16 protein-coding genes and 1 pseudogene are annotated in these 20117 nt (G+C 35.4%); 9 read left to right on the forward strand and 8 right to left on the reverse strand.

What is annotated here, in order from left to right; all coding sequences use genetic code 11:
- Positions 1–150: 150 nt before the first annotated feature.
- Positions 151–642 carry a hypothetical protein gene (locus tag M3183_RS21375; RefSeq protein ID WP_251472788.1) on the reverse strand — a complete coding sequence of 164 codons (492 nt, stop codon included), beginning with the start codon at positions 640–642 and terminating at the stop codon, positions 151–153.
- Positions 643–845: 203 nt separating this feature from the next.
- Here M3183_RS21375 and M3183_RS21380 point away from each other — a divergent pair, with 203 nt between their 5' ends.
- On the forward strand, positions 846–1070 hold the full coding sequence (locus M3183_RS21380) for a helix-turn-helix domain-containing protein (RefSeq protein WP_251472791.1): 225 nt from the start codon (positions 846–848) through the stop codon (positions 1068–1070).
- Between the two features lie 304 nt (positions 1071–1374).
- Here the strand turns inward: M3183_RS21380 and M3183_RS21385 are convergent, their stop codons facing one another.
- From M3183_RS21385 to M3183_RS21395, 3 genes are all read right to left on the reverse strand, one after another.
- On the reverse strand, positions 1375–3042 hold the full coding sequence (locus M3183_RS21385) for a helix-turn-helix domain-containing protein (protein WP_251472792.1): 1668 nt from the start codon (positions 3040–3042) through the stop codon (positions 1375–1377).
- Positions 3039–3524, reverse strand: coding sequence for a hypothetical protein (locus M3183_RS21390; protein WP_251472794.1), 486 nt, complete (start codon positions 3522–3524; stop codon positions 3039–3041). The genes M3183_RS21385 and M3183_RS21390 overlap by 4 nt, the downstream gene beginning before the upstream one ends.
- Positions 3525–3996: 472 nt before the next feature.
- On the reverse strand, positions 3997–5457 hold the full coding sequence (locus M3183_RS21395; protein ID WP_251472814.1) for a DHA2 family efflux MFS transporter permease subunit: 1461 nt from the start codon (positions 5455–5457) through the stop codon (positions 3997–3999).
- 1483 nt (positions 5458–6940) lie between these two features.
- Here M3183_RS21395 and M3183_RS21400 point away from each other — a divergent pair.
- Both M3183_RS21400 and M3183_RS21405 read left to right on the forward strand, forming a co-directional pair.
- Complete coding sequence (locus M3183_RS21400; RefSeq protein ID WP_251472797.1) at positions 6941–8059, forward strand: hypothetical protein; 1119 nt, start codon at positions 6941–6943, stop codon at positions 8057–8059.
- Positions 8060–9640: 1581 nt separating this feature from the next.
- On the forward strand, positions 9641–10105 hold the full coding sequence (locus M3183_RS21405) for a CBO0543 family protein (protein WP_251472800.1): 465 nt from the start codon (positions 9641–9643) through the stop codon (positions 10103–10105).
- 437 nt (positions 10106–10542) lie between these two features.
- On the opposite strand, the gene M3183_RS21410 is transcribed toward M3183_RS21405, so the two are convergent.
- Positions 10543–11496: an ABC transporter substrate-binding protein gene (locus M3183_RS21410; RefSeq protein ID WP_251472803.1), complete on the reverse strand. Its 954-nt coding sequence runs from the start codon at positions 11494–11496 to the stop codon at positions 10543–10545.
- A gap of 250 nt (positions 11497–11746) precedes the next feature.
- On the opposite strand from M3183_RS21410, the gene M3183_RS21415 reads away from it, so the two are divergent.
- Genes M3183_RS21415 through M3183_RS21430 form a run of 4 tightly spaced genes read left to right on the forward strand, consistent with a single transcriptional unit; the run spans position 11747 to position 15658 of the window.
- Positions 11747–12793 carry a FecCD family ABC transporter permease gene (locus tag M3183_RS21415; protein ID WP_396953747.1) on the forward strand — a complete coding sequence of 349 codons (1047 nt, stop codon included), beginning with the start codon at positions 11747–11749 and terminating at the stop codon, positions 12791–12793.
- A complete protein-coding gene (locus M3183_RS21420) occupies positions 12793–13812 on the forward strand; it encodes a FecCD family ABC transporter permease (RefSeq protein ID WP_251472806.1) in 1020 nt (339 codons plus the stop codon). The genes M3183_RS21415 and M3183_RS21420 overlap by 1 nt, the downstream gene beginning before the upstream one ends.
- 14 nt (positions 13813–13826) lie before the next feature.
- Positions 13827–14651: an ABC transporter ATP-binding protein gene (locus M3183_RS21425; RefSeq protein ID WP_251472807.1), complete on the forward strand. Its 825-nt coding sequence runs from the start codon at positions 13827–13829 to the stop codon at positions 14649–14651.
- A gap of 11 nt (positions 14652–14662) precedes the next feature.
- Positions 14663–15658, forward strand: a complete 996-nt coding sequence (locus M3183_RS21430; RefSeq protein WP_396953748.1) for an NAD(P)/FAD-dependent oxidoreductase — start codon at positions 14663–14665, stop codon at positions 15656–15658.
- A gap of 86 nt (positions 15659–15744) precedes the next feature.
- On the opposite strand, the gene M3183_RS21435 is transcribed toward M3183_RS21430, so the two are convergent.
- Positions 15745–16947, reverse strand: a complete 1203-nt coding sequence (locus tag M3183_RS21435) for an MFS transporter (RefSeq protein WP_251472809.1) — start codon at positions 16945–16947, stop codon at positions 15745–15747.
- Between the two features lie 887 nt (positions 16948–17834).
- Here M3183_RS21435 and M3183_RS21440 point away from each other — a divergent pair.
- Positions 17835–18263 carry a hypothetical protein gene (locus tag M3183_RS21440; RefSeq protein WP_251472810.1) on the forward strand — a complete coding sequence of 143 codons (429 nt, stop codon included), beginning with the start codon at positions 17835–17837 and terminating at the stop codon, positions 18261–18263.
- A 339-nt stretch (positions 18264–18602) separates the two neighbouring features.
- Positions 18603–19004: pseudogene (locus tag M3183_RS27625) on the forward strand (hypothetical protein).
- Positions 19005–19090: 86 nt separating this feature from the next.
- Here M3183_RS27625 and M3183_RS21445 read toward each other — a convergent pair.
- Both M3183_RS21445 and M3183_RS21450 read right to left on the reverse strand, forming a co-directional pair.
- On the reverse strand, positions 19091–19210 hold the full coding sequence (locus M3183_RS21445) for an anti-repressor SinI family protein (protein WP_251472811.1): 120 nt from the start codon (positions 19208–19210) through the stop codon (positions 19091–19093).
- 419 nt (positions 19211–19629) lie between these two features.
- Positions 19630–20117 (reverse strand): hypothetical protein (locus tag M3183_RS21450; RefSeq protein ID WP_251472812.1); only part of this gene is annotated, 488 nt, incomplete at its 5' end.

Here is a 20117-nt window from a genome sequence, read left to right on the forward strand (position 1 = left end):
TTTTCTAATAAATCCCTCTGAATTAGACATTTAAACATTATATTTATTATCGAATTTTCCAAAAATATCTAAGCTAAAAATCCTCTTTTTCCTGCCTTAAATTCACTTATAAATATTAAACTCTTTATTTTGCCTCTACATTTCTTAATGTTATTCAAGCTTAAAGAACAATCCACCGGTGCATTTAATTGGTAAACTAGGAATCTCTCCAGCCTGCTTAATCTCTTGTTCACCAGGAATTAGTTGTTTTTCTGCACTGTCTATATGTTGCTTTAAGATTTTATCAGTGTTGTTTACTGCGTCTCCTTCGTTATTTGAAACCATTTCAATGTTCTTCTCTTCTTTTATTCCCTTATGAGACTGATTTAGCCATAAACTCTGTTCCTCGAGTAACCAAGGAGCAGGGGGGATAGGGACGTCTCTCTTTTTGTAAGAATTTAATAATAAATGAAACTCCTTAGAATGTGCAGCCGCAAAAAGGGCACCTCTTATAATTTGATTCCGGTCTAAATGAGTCGCATGAAATAAAGAATCTACATAGTCTCTAAATAATTCATCATATCGTACAGTCGGTCTATATACCACTGTAAAACCCCCAATCATATGATAAGAAACAATAACCATGAATAACCATTTTGCCAATCATCCATAAAATTCCCATTCACCTAATTCCTCAAAAATATCACCCTTCTTTTGACGTCCATTGACGCCATATGACGTCCTTTAGTACAAGATATGATGATAAGCCTGTCCAATATTCCCAACTTTTTGGGATTCAATTGAATATTAATGGGATTTTCAGTCGAGACTGTTTGTACAAAAAAATGAAAGGGGAGAAGTTTATCATGTGGGGTATAGGAAAACGGAGAAGTAAATTGGGAAAGTGGATGGATCACAACGGGCTAGAACAGAAAGATCTCGCAAAAAATGCCAATATCAGTAAAAATACAGTTACGAAAGCATGCAGTGATAGTGACTACATCCCTCGTCAAGACGTCATAAAAAAGATATTGAAGGCAATAAGAAAAATAGACCCGAATGCGAAAATGAGTGACTTTTGGGATTTATAAATTATTTTCCTTTTCACCTATTATTTATTTAGAAGGGGAGAACACAATCAAAATAATAGTGTAAAAATTATCACTATAAAAAATTAATCAATCATTGTTTGTGTAATATATGTTATTTATAATGTTAGTATTAAAATATATGTTAACATTAAGTGTAACATCATAATTGTGTTTTTTGTCAAAATTAACGTATATTTATATACTTGTGATGCTCTTATTAAGTTCCGTTACTTCTGACTATTAACTACTGATTTGTTTCGCTTACTGATGAACAGAATAAAGTTGTTAAATGAAAAAAAAAGCATCAAATTGATGCTTTTTTTTCATTTAACCATTTTTTCATTTTTTCTAAGTTTTCCTTATATGGACGCTTTATTAGGTTTCTTTCGTACCTGGACAAAGTGCTATGTGACATACCTAGTTCATTTGCTGCTTCTACAATGGTTAATCCCCGTTTCTTTCTTTCATCGTGGATGGATTCAGGGGTAACCCCCTTTTCTTCAATTATCTCTATAGCCGCAGCTGTTTCAGTTTGAGTCATGCCTTTTAGCATGGTCGAAAAATTTACTGTTTCGTAGTCATTGTCATCAATTAGCAATATGTCCCGATCATCCCCAATTCCCGTGATTTCAGTAGGTGGGATGATTTGAACACGAGCCTTTAACCAGGTGTTTGCAAACCAATTTCGTTCCTGCTCAATTTGCTGCTCAATATTCTTTTCTTTATAGCTCCATTCCTTAATAATACCGTCCTGCTGTAAGGTATCTAGAATTTCCTCAAATTGCTCCTTAATTCTTGATCCGTACCGCGGATTTACCTCCAAATCCATGACCTTTAGCAGCCCCTTCTCTCCGCCAATGTGATAGGCCCTTAAATAGTCTGCACTCTTTTGCCGAATTCTCCACTGCCAGGATAAATATCTTGATAATCGTTTGTGGTATTTTTGTTTTGTTGGATGGTATTCTAAAGTCTTTAATGCCAACAGCCCACTACTTTTTTGTGAGCCAAATAAAAAGTTCGAGAGCAGTTCCCCTGGACGAATACTGCATTCATATATACCAATCGGCTTCTCTCCACGATAGGCTACCGTAACACTATCAACCACAAACAAAGGATTAAATTGCACTCGGCCAATTTCGTCAAAACTTTCTTGGTCCTCATTAATAAATCTTAGATTTTCCCGTTCAATCCGAATCCATATGGTGGTAAGAGCTGCCAGCCTCTTCATAATATCATCACGTTCTTTTTTTCGGTAAGAGGATTGATAACCGTCAGTTTCCTGTTTTCGTCCTTGTATTCGACGAAGGTTTAAAGCGTCATCTGTATGGAAATGAATCATTTGGTCTTTATGAGTTGCTTGCTGCATCCATAGAATTGAAACAATATCAAAAATATCTGCTGTTAAATCATCCATTGAAGTAATGGCCTGTGAGGTTAAGTTCTTCCATTGTTCAATTGCAGCATGGGACTTCACTTTTAGGTTGGCATTCTCAGATCTCACCTGGGCAGTCGCTTCAATTGCCTTTTCAGCAATGCGGGCTGTTGGAATTTCTGTAGCGATATCAAATTCATTTTTACTGATTGTTTCTCTTAATCTATGAAATAATAAAGCTGAACCGGATTCTACAAAATTCTGATTTAACAATGAGTTTATTACTTGTCTATTGTTAGATTTTAAGGAATACTGAGCATTTTCCTCCTCTATTATTCGTATATGTGGAAGAACAAACCCTCTTATCTCACTTTTATAGTTAGATGCCCATTTTTCCAAATCCTCAATATTTAATTGATGTTCTTTAGTTAAACGATCCATGATAACAATAAACGCTTTTAAGGATTGGCTAGGCTGGAAGTCTTCTTGATTTATCATAAGTTGTCGGATGTCATCATTCCACTCAACAATCAACTGAGGATAGTCTGGAAAGATCTCCTTTATAACATTTAAAAATTTACTTTGGAGAGTATTTATCATGGTTGTTCATTCCGTCCTTCCCTAGAGTTTCCTATTGTACAAGAGTAATGTTGAGCGTATTGACCGTAAACTTCCGTCTCCAAAATACCTAATTCATGTAAATAGTTTATGGATTCTAAAGAAAGGAATTGAATAATCGGTTTTTTTTCTAAAATTATATTTTTTAGCTGTTCAATTTCCTTTTCTAAAAAGACGCTGTAATCACCACTAGATTCTAAGATTTCATCAGGTGAATAGCAAGTTTCTTTAATTGGATGATTTTGCTTACATTCATATACAGTCTCACCAGAAATATAATAAGCAGTTATACCGCCCTCTTTACCAGCTTTGTACCGTTCTATTTGTTTTCTAAACCATATAGGTCCGCTAGATAAATTAACTATTGGTTTAGGTAACACACCACGCGAATGATAAGTAGAGACCTTTCTCCGATCCCATCCAAGAATTTCAGAAGCTTCCTTTACCCCCACTAAGAAATCCATTATTTATCTCCTCATAATATAAAGTATAAGATTATTATGAGTTGTAATTGTTGCCTTTGTCAACATTTGTTTTTTTAATCCCCACATTTGATATCTTTATATCTTCCTCAATACGGATCATTAAAAGGTAGGTTGCGAAAAGGTCAGAAAGATGCGAATTACAACGTTAAGGAAACAGCAATAATATAAAAAAGACCAATTTCTTCTTATTACTATGGAGAATCATTGCGTTACTCCAGAAAAGCACCATTACTTGAATAACGAAATGAAAAAGGACTGCCGAAACAGCAATCCAATTGTTTTTTTACTAAAGCACCCGTTAAACATGAACTTTTTAAATAAAGACCACCTTTTCCCATCACATTCCGCTACTTTAAAACCATAAGTAGATCCAATTTGGGGCTATCGCGGGTGGGGATACTCTTACTTTAACCAAGTCATCTAATGTTCAAAATTTCATATCGGCCCTACGTTAGATGGTTGAATGTGACCCAGGTACTTTCCTAATACCTCTCCTTTGATTAGCTACTTCCCCCTCTTTTGCATTTTTTCCTGTTCGAATAAAGAATGCCAATATAAAGGCTAAAATAGTTAGATAGGTAGCAACCATAAATGCATCATTAATTCCCATCACCGTTCCTTGCTTAACAGCCATCGCCATATGAACTTTATCCGTGGGAGAAATATGATTTTGACTCATAATCGATTGAAAATGGCTTTTCCCTTGATTGGTCATGATGGAGACAAAAAAAGCCAATCCGACAGCCCCAGCAACCATCCTTAATGTGTTAATCATAGCAGTACCATATTTATTCAAACTAATCCCTAGGTCATTAAGACCTGCTGTAAAGATTGGCATCATTAGAAGGGATATACCAAACATTCTTATCGTATAAACCCATAAAACATAAGAAAAGGCTGTATTGGTTTGAAGCTTTGTCAGACCGTAGGTGGTAATAATCGTAATCGCTAAGCCGATAATGGCTAACCACCTTGCCCCATATCGGTCAAAAAGTTTTCCAGTAATTGGTGACATAACACCCATCACCACTCCGCCAGGCAAGAGCAATAGGCCAGCTTCCATAGGACTAAAGCCATGGACATTTTGCATATAGATAGGCGTTAAAATCATGCCTGAGAACATGGCCATTGTAATAATAACATTAATGAGAGTAGTTAACGAAAACATCTTATATTTGAAAATCCTGAATTCTAAAATGGGATAATCTACCGTTAGTTGCCGCCATACAAACAAGATCAAACTTACCCCACCGATAATAAACAAAGTAACAATCTCTGGGTCTCCCCAGCCCTTTGTTCCTGCAATTGAAAAAGCATAAAGTAAACCGCCAAATCCAATCGTTGATAAAATCACACCCAGTACATCAAGCTTTGGCCGACTGGTTTCCGTAACATTTTTCACAAAGAAAATAGCCAAAATAAAGTCAATAAAAGCAATCGGTGCAATAACATAAAACATTACATGCCAGGAATAGGTTTGGATCATCCAGCCGGCCCATGTCGGTCCTATCGCCGGTGCGAAATTTAGAGCGACCCCAAATATCCCCATGGCAAACCCTCTTCGCTCTATTGGAAATATCGTAAAAATAACATTCGTAATTAATGGAAAAAGAATTCCTGCGCCAATAGCCTGAACAACCCTCCCTACTAAGATAACGGAGAAGGCAGGTGCCACCGCACATATAATGGTTCCAATTGAGAAAATGCCCATTGAAAACAAAAATAATTGTCTAGTTGTAAATCGTTGCATTAAAAAGGCAGTAATCGGAATAACAATACCGTTTGTTAATAAGAAAATAGTACTTAACCAGTTGGCAGTATCTGCTGAAACTTTAAAGGAATTCATAATTGGGGGCAGAGCCACATTAATAACGGTTTGATTTAAAAATGCTACAAAGCCACCGGCCAGCATAACTGTAAAAATGGGTATTATTCGGAGTGGCTGCGTTGATTTTTTTTCTTCGGCTGACAAGTAAATTCCCCCTCTTTGTATTTTGTATTATTCCTTAAGTAAATGATTATATAAACGAAAGCCTAAAGTTTCTCTAGACTTTATCGTGAGATAAGAAGGAAAACTTGTAATGAAATATTCTTGCTTTTCCTGTAGTAAGGAAAGCTTTTAAATTGTTTATTTACCGTTTATTATTATAAATTGTGTCAATAAGTTCCCAAAGAATTTTGCTTCGAATAAATAAACCAGTACCTACTCTAATCTTTAAAGTTCAGATCCATTTTCTTCAATATGTTAATCAAGAATATTGCTCTTTAATGGAATAATATGATTTTATTTTTAAAGCCCGATTATCCAGATACTTATAAGAAAGCTAGCCATATTGGCAATTAAAAAGATCTCATTTGACGTTTCCTCTCACAATCTGCACATAACTTTTCCCGTTAAAAAATTATTCCACCATAATTATAAGCAGTAGTTTTAAATAAAATGTAGTTGTGCATTTTAGGTTTTATATTTTTCCTTGTATGACGGTTTCTTTCACAATGTGCACATTTTTTAAGTTAAGATGTTCAGTATCAGTTTGTTCCTTGCGGCGTTTTTGAAATCATTCCTGTATCTTGCACACAGAACTTTTTCTTCCTATGACGTTTCCCTTCACAATGTGCACAATTATCTTTAACGCTCAACATAACAATTGGCCCGCCTTCCACCGTTTATGAAAGCTAAATGTAAATTGTACATAAGAGATAACACCTTCTCTATGACGCCTCGATTAACAATGTGCACTTTAATAGTAATACCTATTGAGACAATTTCAATTACTTGTACCAACTTTCAACACAGTACATTTACTTGCACACTATTCTTAAGGTAATCACTATCTATGACGATTCCTATCACACAAAACCAACAATACATATGTGCATCTTATAGTTTTTATGACGCTAGCACTCACAATGTGCACGCACCCATGATAGAACTACATTTCTCTGTCAGTATATAAGACATAAATAAACAAAAAAAATAACGTATATTCCCAAATAAAGCTAAAATCATGCACAATTTTAGCTGCACATTGTTTAAATATGAGAAAAAATGACGTTTCCTCTCACACAAACTTGCACAGTATGGTGTACAGATATTTAGCTTTTTCTTTTCCTATTAGTAGCACTTCATGGTGAAAAGGTTGATATATCAGCATTTCTCTACATTTATTGAATTGAAAGGCATTGACGTTTCCTCTCACAATGTGCATGTTTTTCAAAAAAACGTGACGTTTCCTCTCACATAAAATTTTTTCGAATTTTTTCCAACCCCTTGTCCTGCAAGGGATTGAAGTGCTTTGTGCAACTTTTAAAATCCTCTAATAAAGGGCGTAATTTCCTCCAATTCCACTTTGCTATAATTCAAACTAGGAAAATAGATGAGAGGAGGGGCCTAAATGGAGAAAAAAATACGAATCGACGGATTTAGAATGCATCATGCCATATTAGAAGAATTCCGTTTTCTTCGTGATGAATCCTTTGAGCGTCCGGCTGCCTCTTCCTACGTTGTCTATTTGACCATGTTAAAGCAATTGCATGTTGAACAAAACCAACGCGGTATATTAAAAGAATACAATCTTTCTTTCTGGGCAAAGAAGCTTGGAATCTCATACTCTACCCTTTGGGGAGGTAAGAAATTTTTAGAAAAGCATCATTTTGTAAAAGAGGAGATTCACGAGGGATTGCCTGTTTTGGTATTAAAGGATGTTGAAAAGTATAATACTCCTGAACGTAATGGGGGGGTGCTTAACTACTTAATCATTCCACATGCTCTATTTGATACAAATATCTTAGCTGAATTTGTACGTACGTCAAATCCAGAAGGCATTGAACTTCTTTTATCCCTACTTAACCAATTTCGAACTGGCATGTCTTTCAGCAAATCAGGTAAAGTGGAAAAAATAACACAAGAGCGAACAATGAAAACACTTAAATCCCAACTAAATAAAAATGCAAAAGGTGTCCGTAAAATTTTAAGCGTTTTAGAGGCTCTATTTTCGATTGAGTATTCCGGAATTGAACTTCGAGGGAAACAATTGTGGATAAAGAAAGTTTCCTTTTCCTTAAAGCCTGAATGCGTAGCAGAGAACACAGATGAATTTAATGTTAACCCTCTCATGGCTAAATTAGCAAATGAGCTTACATACTTTTTAGATGGCCATCAAGTAAAATATAAACCTAGAGATCAAATAGACGTTATGATTTCTTTTAAGCAAGAGGTTGTAAGTAAACTAAACTATCTCTTAGATGAAGATAAAGAGAACTTTACAGTACGTGATCGTTTAATAAAAAAGATTTTTTTAGAAACAATGGATCAGATTGGAACTTACATACATACAGAAGTGGATAGAAAAGGATCCTTCCACTTTTACTCTATTGGTGCCTTCTTCAGAATGGCTTTCAGAAGATATCTTCCAGAGGCTTTAAAAAAGGTTCCATACGACCTAATCCATGAAGCTAAAATTAGAGAATTTACCGTGAAAGGTCAAGTTCCAACACTTTACAGTATAATTTAATAATAAAAATCAGCCTTGTGAAAAAATTAATGTTTCAGAAGGCTATTCGTGTTAGTAAAAATAAACATATATAAAATTGCATAATTAAAAATGTATTCCTTCTACATTCCTTTTCTAATCTTTAGCTAGATTTTCGAAAGGGAATAATTTTTTGCATTTATCATGTTCCGAATAATTACTTGTGAATTAGTGAATATAAAAATTATAAATCTGTGAATATGTAATTAATTCAAAAGAAACCTTGTATTTATGTGCATTTTATTTTTGAATCTATGTGAAATTGTGAAAACTTTGGTATTGCTATACTCTAAGGTTGCCGAATCCCTTACTCCCCAACGGATAAGCCGTTCTTCCGTTAAATGCTTATTAGTTTTGTCTTTTTATTATATTTTGGTTTTTTTATTAATATTGATTTTTTTACTAAATATGTTTTTTACGATATTAGATATTTGATTTCATGAATCATGCTAATTAGTACATTTTAAAGATTTGCATAATTAAACAATTATTCCTTCTCAATTCTTTTTTAATCACTTACTGTTTTTATCGAAAGGGAATAATTTGTTTGCATACATATTCCGACTAATTACTTGTGAATTAGTAGATATAAAAATTATAAAGTTGTGAGTATGTAACTAGTTCAAAAGAAGCCTTGATAATTATGTGCATTTTATTTTTCAAGCTCTCTGGTATTGTGCAAATTTTGGTATTACAATACTCCAAGATTGCCCAATACTTTACTACCAAACGGATAAACCGGTCCTCCATTAAACGCTTATTAATTTTGTCTTTTTATTTTATTTGGTTCTTTTAATAATATTGTTTTTTTATTAAATATGTTTTTTAAGATATAAATTATTTGATTTACTCTGAGTATGTTGTTTATAAAATTTATACTTGTTGGAAAGTATAGTATTAATCTTTCTAAAGGAATGAAATTATGTATATTTTAATAAACGCACTCTATATCATAGCAGGGATAATATGGGGCAATTTGAGAAATTGGAAAAGGTATTATCCATCCATTTTATATTTAATTATTGGAGATCTTTTATATAATTTTTACTTTATAAAAAACCGATGTGGATTTTCCACGACTTAATCCTACCTAATCATACAATGATTACAATTTTAGCTATGGTTCTATGTTACTCTGCAACTGTATTAATATACCTAGGAAGGTTTCCTGAAGGATGGAAAAAACGGTTATTATGGTTTTTGTTATGGGTATGTATATATAGGTGCAGAGTATTTTAACAATAAACTTGGATTTATTACATATCATAATGGATGGAATATGTGGTGGTCGGTTTTATTTACAGGTATTATTTTTTTTATTTTGCCTATACATCACAAAAGACCTCTGGCAGCTTGGCTATTATCAATAATAATTATTGTATCGTTGTTAAATATTTTTGATGTGAAAATTGGTGAAATGAAATAAATTGCATTTTTAATTCTTGATTATACAGATTTGATTACAATCAATACAATAAATGGAAAGGCGCATTTATTGTATAAGTAGCAACTTGTAAATCCCTATTAGTTAAACTAAGTACGCTTAGGTGGTGTAAATAATCGATGTGGTTCCTTATACTTTCCGCACTTGTATTTAGTTTATATTCCATTTTTATGCCAAAAAAATTAACACCAATTGAGATATTCTCCACTATATTCTTTGCGGCAACTTTGCAAGATAACGTAGATGTTTATCTGGATTTAAAATTAAATCTATATGGGTATTTCACAAAAGGCCCCCAATGGTCTGCCTTAATAGCTATTATAGGGATTTATCCCGCAATCACCACAATTTTTCTAAATTACTATCCTTTTCACAAAAAAGTGATATATAAACTAGGATATATATTTGGTTGGAGTGGATTTGCAGTTCTTTATGAATTTGCAGCTGTAAAATCAGGTTATTTCTATCATAATGGGTGGAATTACTGGTACTCTGCCTTTTGCTATCCAGCTCTCTTCTATCTTCTTGCATTTATTTTAAAATTAGTTCGAAAGTTTGTTAGACAGTCGAACAATATGGTCTAGGATTATGAAATCGACTATACAAACTAAAGATTGTAGATTGCACTTCTATTTTCAAGGAGGCCCATTAGTGAGTGATTATAGCCTTCCATTAGTTCGATTACTGTTGAAGTATATTTTTTTTATCATAAGAACTTAGCATATATCAGTTTCATATGGTTCCATTTATGTTTTACTTGGAACGCTTTGTTGTGGATTCGAAAATACCTAAAGTTTCTTTTTTTATTACTTTTTAAAAATGATACCAGGAACTTATTTTGCATCTACAGAGGGTAAGGATAGTGAAGGAAAGAATTAAATAAGGGGGTATGACAACTAAATTGTTACACTTCCTGACACTAATCAAAAAGAAGATAAACCCTAGATGTTAAAGGAATTCATCTTCTTTTTGTTATGAATGGTATTTGTCTACAGCTTCACAGGTAGACCTTTTAAGTGTATTAATATTTTTTAGTTAATGCTTCTACCACATCATCTACAGTTTTTTCACTGGCGATTAGTCCGTTGATGGTCCAATTGCTAGGGTCATTCATTTCATAGACATGCCCGTTTTTGACCGCAGCTAGTCCATTCCAAATAGAGCTTTTTGATAAAATTTCTAACCCGGCTTCTCCTTTTTTACTTACTAAGAAGATATGGTCTGCCTTAATTTCAGGCAGTTTTTCAAGAGAGATTGGATCCCATTGTGTTGCGGCAGGTCCTAAATTTTTGACGAAATCAGGCTGTATGATGCCCAAATCGTTATAAAGAACTTTTGCGCTAAACCGATCATGTTCCATTAAATAAATTTTATCTGCCATGACCCAGAGGATAGCAGCAGTTTGATTACCAATGGATTTCTGAATTTTTCCCTTTGCCTCCAAAACCTTTTCATCATATTTCTCCAGAGCCTTTTTGGCTTCTTGTTGTTTATTTAGGATTTCTCCCATTTGTGTAAGCTGTTTCCTCCAATCTGCACTTACCTCATCCTTAAAAACATATGTAGGCGCAATTTTTCTATATTCTTCGTATTGTCCCTTTTGAATAGCAGTGGGTGAACTGAATAGGATTAAATCAGGGTTTTGGTTGATGGTTTGTTCTAGAGGGAGGTCCCAGCTGATTTTCGGAATACCCTTAAGCTCCGGCTGTAAATAATCCAATACTGTATTCCCGATAGACCACTGCGCAACAGGCTTCACCCCTAAAGCAATCAAAGAATCTTCCATATACGGGGCCAGTATACGTTTGGGATTTGCAGGAATTGTCACCTTTCCCATAGCATCGGTTAATGTAACTTCCGTTTTTTTAGCGTCTTTAGTTTTAGCAGTATCAGATTTATCTGTTGCACTGCAAGCGGATATTAAAAATAACATCACCAAAAGGGAAAAAGATAAATAAAAACGTTTTGCTAACATTGATTTTTCCTCCTCAAATAGTATTATTTCTTTCCAATACTGCAAATGATAATCATTTTCAACTGTGGAGTCAATAGGAAAACGGTAAAATTCCCTTAAATTATGAAAATTATTTGAAGGTATTTATTGTATGATCGTTTTTATCCTATATATTATTGAAAAATTAATGATCCATTATTATACTTAATGATAATGATTATCATTATTTTTATCATCAGTAAGTGGTTTATTATAGAAAGGGTGCTCTTTTTTGAATGAAAATGCCACTTTATCACAACATGACTATAAGAAAACAATATTAAAAACATCGATTAAAGGTATTATATTGCTAATAACAGGTCTCTTATTGATCATTATCTTGATTGGCTTTTCGATTGCCTATGGCGCTGCCGACATTAAACTAGCTACGGTTTGGGAATCAGTTAGCCACTTTAATCCGGATGCCTCTTCACATCAAATCATACGGGAAATCCGATTACCTAGAGCAATAGGAGCGGTGTTAACAGGAGCGTTACTTGCGGTTTCTGGTGCTGTGATGCAAGGATTGACACGCAATCCGCTTGCCTCTCCTTCGATTATGGGAGTTACAGAGGGGGCTGCGTTTGCCCTGGTCGTTACACTTTCATTTTTCCCAGCTGCTTCTATTATAATTCTTACCTTCTCTTCTTTTATAGGTGCGGGGCTTGGTGTCGTTCTTGTATTTTTGATTGGCGCTTTTTCTAAAGGAGGGTTGACCCCCGTAAAACTAGCACTTGCCGGGACAGCTGTCGGAGCGATGTTAAATGCGATTTCCAATGCGATAGCTTTGCATTTTCAAGTGGCCAAAGATATGAGCTTCTGGTATGCTGGGGGATTAACAATGGTTAATTGGGGATCTGTTAAAATTTTGATTACTGCGGGAATTATCGGGCTTTTACTTGCCATGTTTATTTCACGTTCAATTACAATTTTAAGCCTTGGTGAAGAAGTATCAAAAGGGCTGGGCCAAAATACACTTCTCGTAAAATCACTCGGAGTGATTGTAGTTTTGGCGTTGACTGGTGCAGCGGTGTCTATTGCAGGTGCTGTTGGGTTTATTGGTCTTGTGATCCCTCATATTACCAGATTTATGATTGGTTCGGATTATCGCTGGATTATTCCGTTATCTGCCGTATTTGGAGGGCTGTTATTAGTTCTCGCCGATATTGCGGCAAGAATGGTAAACGCCCCTTTTGAGACGCCGGTTGGTGCCATAACAGCCATCATTGGTGTTCCCTTTTTCCTATATCTTGCACGAGGAGAAAGGAGAGGGCTGTAATGAATGTGCTAAGAGAAAAACTTCATAGGTTTATTTTAATATTTAGCCTTTTGCTTATCATGACAATAATCGTTTTTATCTTTAGTCTGAATACAGGTGTTGTTCGGATTGCTCCTCTGGATGTGTTTAAAACGCTTATTGGAATGGGGACAGACCGGGATCAACTGGTTTTAGTCGATTTCCGGCTGCCGCGGATGGTTTTATCCCTGCTTATTGGTGCAGGATTAGCGACGGCTGGAGCCATTCTACAGGGAGTAGCCAAAAATGATTTGGCTGATCCGGGGATATTGGGAATTAACACTGGCGCAGGTTTCGCTGTGATTTTGTTTATTTATTTTTTTCAAGGATCAATGAATAGTATCAGTACATTAGGCATCTTTTTATTGCCTCTCTTTGGTCTAGTTGGAGCGGTTACCGCGGCACTCATGATTTACCTCTTAGCATGGAAAAAGGGAATTGATCCGGTCCGTTTAATCCTAGTCGGGATAGGTGTTAATGCTGCTTTTGGTGCAGCGATTATTATTTTTCAATTAAAAATGAATCCGCAAGACTTTATGCAAGCAGCTGTATGGCTCTCTGGTGATATTTGGGGAGCAAATTGGAAAATGGTCAGCGTTTTGACTCCGCTAATACTTTTGCTGCTTCCCTTTGCCATTTATAAAGGTCACATCCTAAATCAACTAAACTTAGGAGAACAAGTAGCGGCTGGTCTTGGATTAAAAGTAGAAAAAGAACGGCGGCTCTTGCTTCTTATTTCAGTGGGACTTGCCGGATTTAGTGTGGCAGCGGGAGGAGGAATTGCCTTTTTAGGCATGGTTGCCCCGCATATTGCAAGAAGACTGATTGGACCGAGACACCAGCTCCTGCTTCCATTAACCGCTTTATTGGGATCATTTTTGGTGCTTTTGGCAGACACTCTTGGAAAAAATCTGCTGGCGCCTACTCAAATACCAGTTGGGATTATTGTAGCGGTTTTTAGCGCACCATATTTTATATATTTATTAATGAAAGCAAAATAAGGGGGAACGAAAAAGTGGTTTCACTTTCTACAGAAAATCTTCAAATCGGGTATGGAAACAAAGTCATTGTCGAAGGCTTGAATTTGGAGATTAATAAAGGACAAATTACTACGATTATCGGTGCAAATGGCTGTGGAAAATCAACCATTTTAAAGACAATTGCCCGCGTTCACCCTGCCAAATCAGGTTCTATTTATCTTGATGGTAAAATGATTCATAAGATTCCTACAAGAGAAATTGCTAAAAAGATGGCGGTTTTGCCGCAAAGCCCGGAAGTACCAACCGGTCTGACGGTATATGAATTAATTTCATTCGGACGTTCGCCCCATCAAAGCGGCTTTGGCAGACTGTCAAATGAGGATAAGCGAGTTATTGATTGGGTTTTGGATGTCACAGGACTGTCAGATTTTGCGGACCGGCCTGTTGATGCACTTTCGGGAGGACAGCGGCAGCGTGCTTGGATTGCCATGGCGATTGCTCAAGAAACAGACCTATTGCTTTTGGATGAGCCAACTACTTATTTAGATATGGCCCATCAATTGGAGATTTTGCAACTGTTGGAAAAATTGAATAGGGAGGAAGGAAGGACTATTGTGATGGTCATTCATGATCTTAACCTTGCGGCCCGTTTTTCCCACCATATGGCGGCCCTTCGAGCGGGAAATTTGGTGAAGGAAGGAACACCTGAAGAGGTCATGACCCAAAATGTGTTAAAAGAAGTTTTTCAAATTGATGCGGAAATAGTAAAGGATCCAAGGACGAAAAAGCCTGTATGTCTTTCTTATGATTTAATCCAAAAGCATCAGCAGTCGGATAAACAAAAGGTTGTAAACTTTTAATAGTTGAATGGATGGGGAATGAAATGAAACTATACGATGTGACCATCATTGGCGGTGGTCCAATTGGTTTGTTCACTGCTTTTTATTGTGGGATGCGGGAAATGGAAACAAAAATTATTGAATATTTGCCTTTTCTAGGAGGGAAAGTTTCCTATTTTTACCCTGAGAAAACCATTCGTGATATTGGTGGTATTCCGGCAATAACTGGTGAGGAACTGATTAAACAGCTGGAGGAACAGTCGAGAACCTTTGACCCAACCATTGTCTTGAACCAACAGGTAGTCGGGTTAGAACAGTTGGAGGATGGAACATTTCTGCTAACCAGCCATATCGGGGAAAAGCATCATACAAAAACGATCATTTTAGCGACAGGATTCGGCGTATTAAAAAGTACCAAACTTGATGTCGAAGGTGCAGAGAAGTATGAAGGACGCCACTTGCATTATACCGTGGAATCCCTGGAATGCTTCAAAGACAAACGTGTGTTAATTTCAGGCTGGGGCAATTCAGCATTGGATTGGGCAAATGAGTTGCTGCCCATTACGAAACAGTTATCCGTTGTCCACCGTCGGAATGAATTTTCCGGACTTGAAAGATATATCACCAACCTGAGAAACTCTTCGGCAGCTATTTTGTCGCCATATATAATAGAAGAACTTCACGGAGATGGACAGAATCTCAGTTGTGCTTCTGTGAAAAATTTAGAAACAGGAAAGGTGCATATGATTGAAGCGGATGAAGTACTTGTGAACCATGGCTTTTTAATAGATTCACGTCCAATGAAGGAATGGGGTCTGGAATTTCAAAAAGGCGGGATCAAAGTGGACCGGTTCATGCAAACAAATATTAAAGGAATCTTCGCTGCTGGTGATATTGCAAGCTATCAAAACAAACTGCATTTAATTGCAGGAGGATTCTTTGAAGGCCCCACTGCCGTCAACAGTGCCAAAGCCTATATCCATCCGGAAAAAGAACTAAAACCAATCTACTCTACCACCCACTTTTAATTGGGTGGTATTTTAGAATCAGCACCTTTTGCGGCCAATTATGTATAGAGGCACGATCCATATAGTTGGTTCGTGCCTTGTTTGTATTATTTTTCTTGTCTGAGGTTATGTGATTTAAATTGTTTGTGCCGTATAAAGAAGACTGTGGTGATCAGGATTGATAAGCCTCCGAAAAGGGCACACGTATTTTGCAGGCCAATTATATCCAGCAAAAGACCGGTTATAAGGAGGATAATCTGGTAACTTAGCAGATCCAGCATATTTCGGAAGGAGAAGAAACGACCATGGAAATCCTTTGGTACTTTTGTTTGAAAAATCGTAGCAGCTGTCGGAAAAAAGCACCCAACAGAAAAACCGAACGCTACAAAAGCAGCCACGCTTATTACTGGATATTCAGCGAACAATAGAAGAAACTGGGATAGACCAATCAGTAATGAGCAGGAAAACAAAATAACGTAGGGTGAGATCTTCTCACTAATTCTTTTAATGAATAATGCACCAATCATAAAGAAAGTCCCCTCAGCGGTATATATCCATCCTTTAATCGCAGAATTATGTTGAATTTCACTGATATTAATAACAATCAAATTGAATCCTCCGAGAAAAAGAACAGGAACCAGCGTCATGATTAGAGTTATAAAAACAATCGGCAGAGCTTTTATTAAAGGGAAAATTTCTTTGAAATTGCTTCCACCAAAGGTACTTACCTGTTCCTGTTGTAAAGTCTTGCTTTCATCAATATTTAGGAAGCATGCAAGGATCAAAAGTCCGATATAAGCGACAAGCGAACTTGCATAGAGCACGGATAAAGGCATAATGATTACTAATATGCCGGCTGCAGCAGTTCCAATTATTCGTGAAAGGGTCGAAACATTCATATGAATGCCATTTAGCCGAAGTAAATCCGAAGCATCCACGATTAACGGGATAGCTGCTTGAAGAGCGGGGAAATAGAATGCCGCTGAAATTTCATGTAAAACAAGGAAAACGGCCATCCACCAGATGGACCCTGTAGCAATAGCAATGAACATAAACACGACACTGACTACCCTGACAATTCCAGCTATCAGCATCACCGTTTTCTTTTTTGTCCGGTCTGTAAGTCTGCCTGCATATGGCCCAACAGACACCCCTGCAAGAATTCCGACTGCCAGTAAAAGCGACTTTAGGAAATCTGAATGTAGCTTATCTTGCATAAACTCCAAATTACCGATAATACCCATCCAGAGGCCGAGACCGGTAATAAACTCTCCTGATAAAATAATCCACACATTTCTGTTTCTCCACATAATAGGCCCTCTCAATCAACTTATATCCCACCCTCAAAAATACTACAGTCAGTACATTATTAAAAGGGAAAAAAATTAGTAAATGATGAAGGATTAAAAAAAGTGACTGACGCTACAGACTCATATAGTATTCGTAAAGGGATTTAGATGCTGATGTAATTGAAGATCTCGCAAACCAATTGCGAGTTTTAATTACTATTTCTGAATTTGATCTAAATAAAATTAAAAGAGCGCTTAGTTAATTAACTGGCAATGTAGCAGTTAATAAAAGTTGGTGCTGTAAATGAAACAGAACAAGAAGGAGTGCAAGCTTTGTATTGAAGATGCAATGACATCTACTCGCTGCTGTGGTAAAAATATTGTATTCGGTAGTGGTGGAAGAGAAGTTAACATAGCGTAAGGTCAAGGTTTTAAATAAAAAATGGAATTTATAACAAAAATTCATTGTAAGAGAGGCACAGAACATAATCTATCGATACCCTAAAAGTTTGTCCAGGGTGGTCAAAGCTGAAGAAATTGTATTAATCCAACTGCTCTGCTATGCATTGATCTAGCAACAGACTACAAGAGTTTGCCCAAATTAAGGCTTACAACACGAAAAACAACCAATGAACCTCAAAAACAACGAGCGAAAGATTCATATTCAGCATGTTACTATAAATACGAAAGTACTGGTTTCGACTTACACTGATTTAGCTTCTATTTCCTATAAGAATTCGTTTCGTATTTCTAATGTCTCAGAAGTGGTTCGGCGTTTTTGAATATTGCATATGGTTCCATATTTGCCTTTTAAACTTAATAATAACCGCTCCTTCTTTGGCTGAAAATCATATATAACCTCTTTCAATAATATATTAAAATTGAAGGCATTTAGAGGAGGTTTTAAAATGACAAACTCATTAAGTAAAAAACGTACCTGGTCTGCCGATGAAGATAACTTACTAAAAGAAACAGTTATTGGTGCCATAAAGGAAGGAAAAACGCTATTAGATGCATTTGAAATCGTTGCTGCCAAATTAAATAGAACTGCCGGTTCAGTTGGGTTCAGGTGGAATAAGAAACTCCGTAAAGAAATTGATGTGGATTTAAAGGGATTAAAGAAAAGTAAACAGAACGAGGACCAATCTATTGAGGTTAAAGAGCCGGAATTCCCCAACATATCTAAAAGCAATTTGACTTATGATGAGGTCATAAATTTTTTAACTGAGAAGAAAAGTGATAAGCAGCAATATGAAGAATTAAAAGCAGAATACGATAAACTTAAAGAAAAGCTTAATTCTTTGATTGAATTTGTTTCAAACTTGCAGAAAAAGTAGCCATGGTTTACCATAGCTACTTTTTTATTTCCATTTTACATTTAAAGGCGTTTTAAGTTATTCTAACGATTTAATTTTAACCATTTTTTTTACTAGCTAATCCTAATTTGCTTATAATATATACAAAGTTAATCGATTAAATGAGGACTAGAATAATATATGAGATGAGTTTTATTTTATTTCTAACATCCCAAGAATAATTAGTTTATTTTTCAATGAAAATAAACTGATTTTGTAAAATAAAAAAAGGGAAATTTCATGTTTGCTTAACCTCAATGCATGAGGTAAGAATAAAATGTATGGGAAAGTTAAAACAACAAATATCCTAAAAACTAGTGTATGTTATTAGATTCCAACCATTTAATAAAAGAGGAGACAATCATAGTGAAGGCGCCAATACACGAAGCTGAGGAGAACCTTATCGTTGACTATATTTACACAACATATTTGATACAAATTCTTGAAAAAGACTGTAGTGTAACACGCACATTGAATTTTAAAATACCGGATGTCTATCGGAATTTTATTAAATTAAAATTAAAGGAATTGCGAAAATAATTAGTTCAGTTAAAAAGTAAGATGAAAGAATTTAAAATTAAGGTTTCTGAACCTGTTAATGTAAATGAAGATTTTGTGGAATATGCTTATTTTCCACATGGTTATGAAGGACGAATGAGGTTCTGGACGTCTGCTATGGCATTTGAAGGCATAAAAAGATTAAGACATTTATTTTTGGAATGAATTAAGAGAAGGAAAAAGCCCTTCTCAATTTATTAAGATAGTTAATTATTTGATGAAAACTGTGCAAAAAAAAGCCCTCGTAGAGATCAAGAAGACTTATTTAGAAAATTTCTAATTTCATCAGCTGCTATTCCTAACTCAAGAGTCATTTTAATAAGTTTTACCCATTCTTCATCTAATTCTTCCTCACTAGTATTTGCATTCATAATATTCCGCAGGCCCCCCTTATGGGAGTAAAAACACAGTCGAAACCTTTTGTGAAAAGGAGAAGGGAATTTTAAAAAAGGATTAAGTAGGATCTATAAATCAAAAGAAAGTATGGGACAAAATGTGTTCGGCAACTAATTAATGCAATGCTGTTTATGTCAGCTTTATTTACGAATGGAAAAGGAGCCTAATGCACAATAAGCTTAGGGTCTGCCTAATTAGGCTCTTTAATTTTATTACTTTTTATGTTAAAGCCGGGATAGTTGATTAAAATGTCATTTATAGTGATATATTGAGATTTTTCAATTAATAGAAAGGACATTCCTAAGTTTACTCATTTAGTCCCCGTATTCTTATATTCTACCTGTCCAGATTGAATTGACTCTTCTTCCTTTTTTTCACTTATCTCTTTTCATCATCAATAATACCCACGCTTTTTTTGATGTCCATTCTTTTTGTTTGTTCGATATATTTTCTGTACATACTTATGTAATTCATCCATTGGCTTACTTTCTAAAATCGTTGTAATGTCGCTTGAAGTATACTTTTTATCCTGTATCTTCGTATAATTCCTCTCATTCACTAGATTAAGTACTTTGGCAATGCTGCCTAAATTGGCGTATTCCTTAATCACTGTTTGTTCAAAAGTACAAGGATCATAATTTTTAGCACTATCAATAAAAGATTGAAATTCCTCAATTTTGTTTTGTAATTTTTCAATTCTACCTTTTGCCTTTTCAACATTTACTGTCAATAAATGAGTATCCATTAAGATACAACCTCCCTCTATAAATGTTGATTTATCAACGGTTTGACCCGTTGGTGGGGTGTCAAAAAAATATTTTTCGACACGATTTTCTAACAATATTTTTATATTATGTGAAACTATTCCATCACATGGGTACG

This window comes from Neobacillus mesonae, assembly GCF_023715155.1.
Taxonomy (GTDB): domain Bacteria; phylum Bacillota; class Bacilli; order Bacillales; family Cytobacillaceae; genus Neobacillus; species Neobacillus mesonae_A.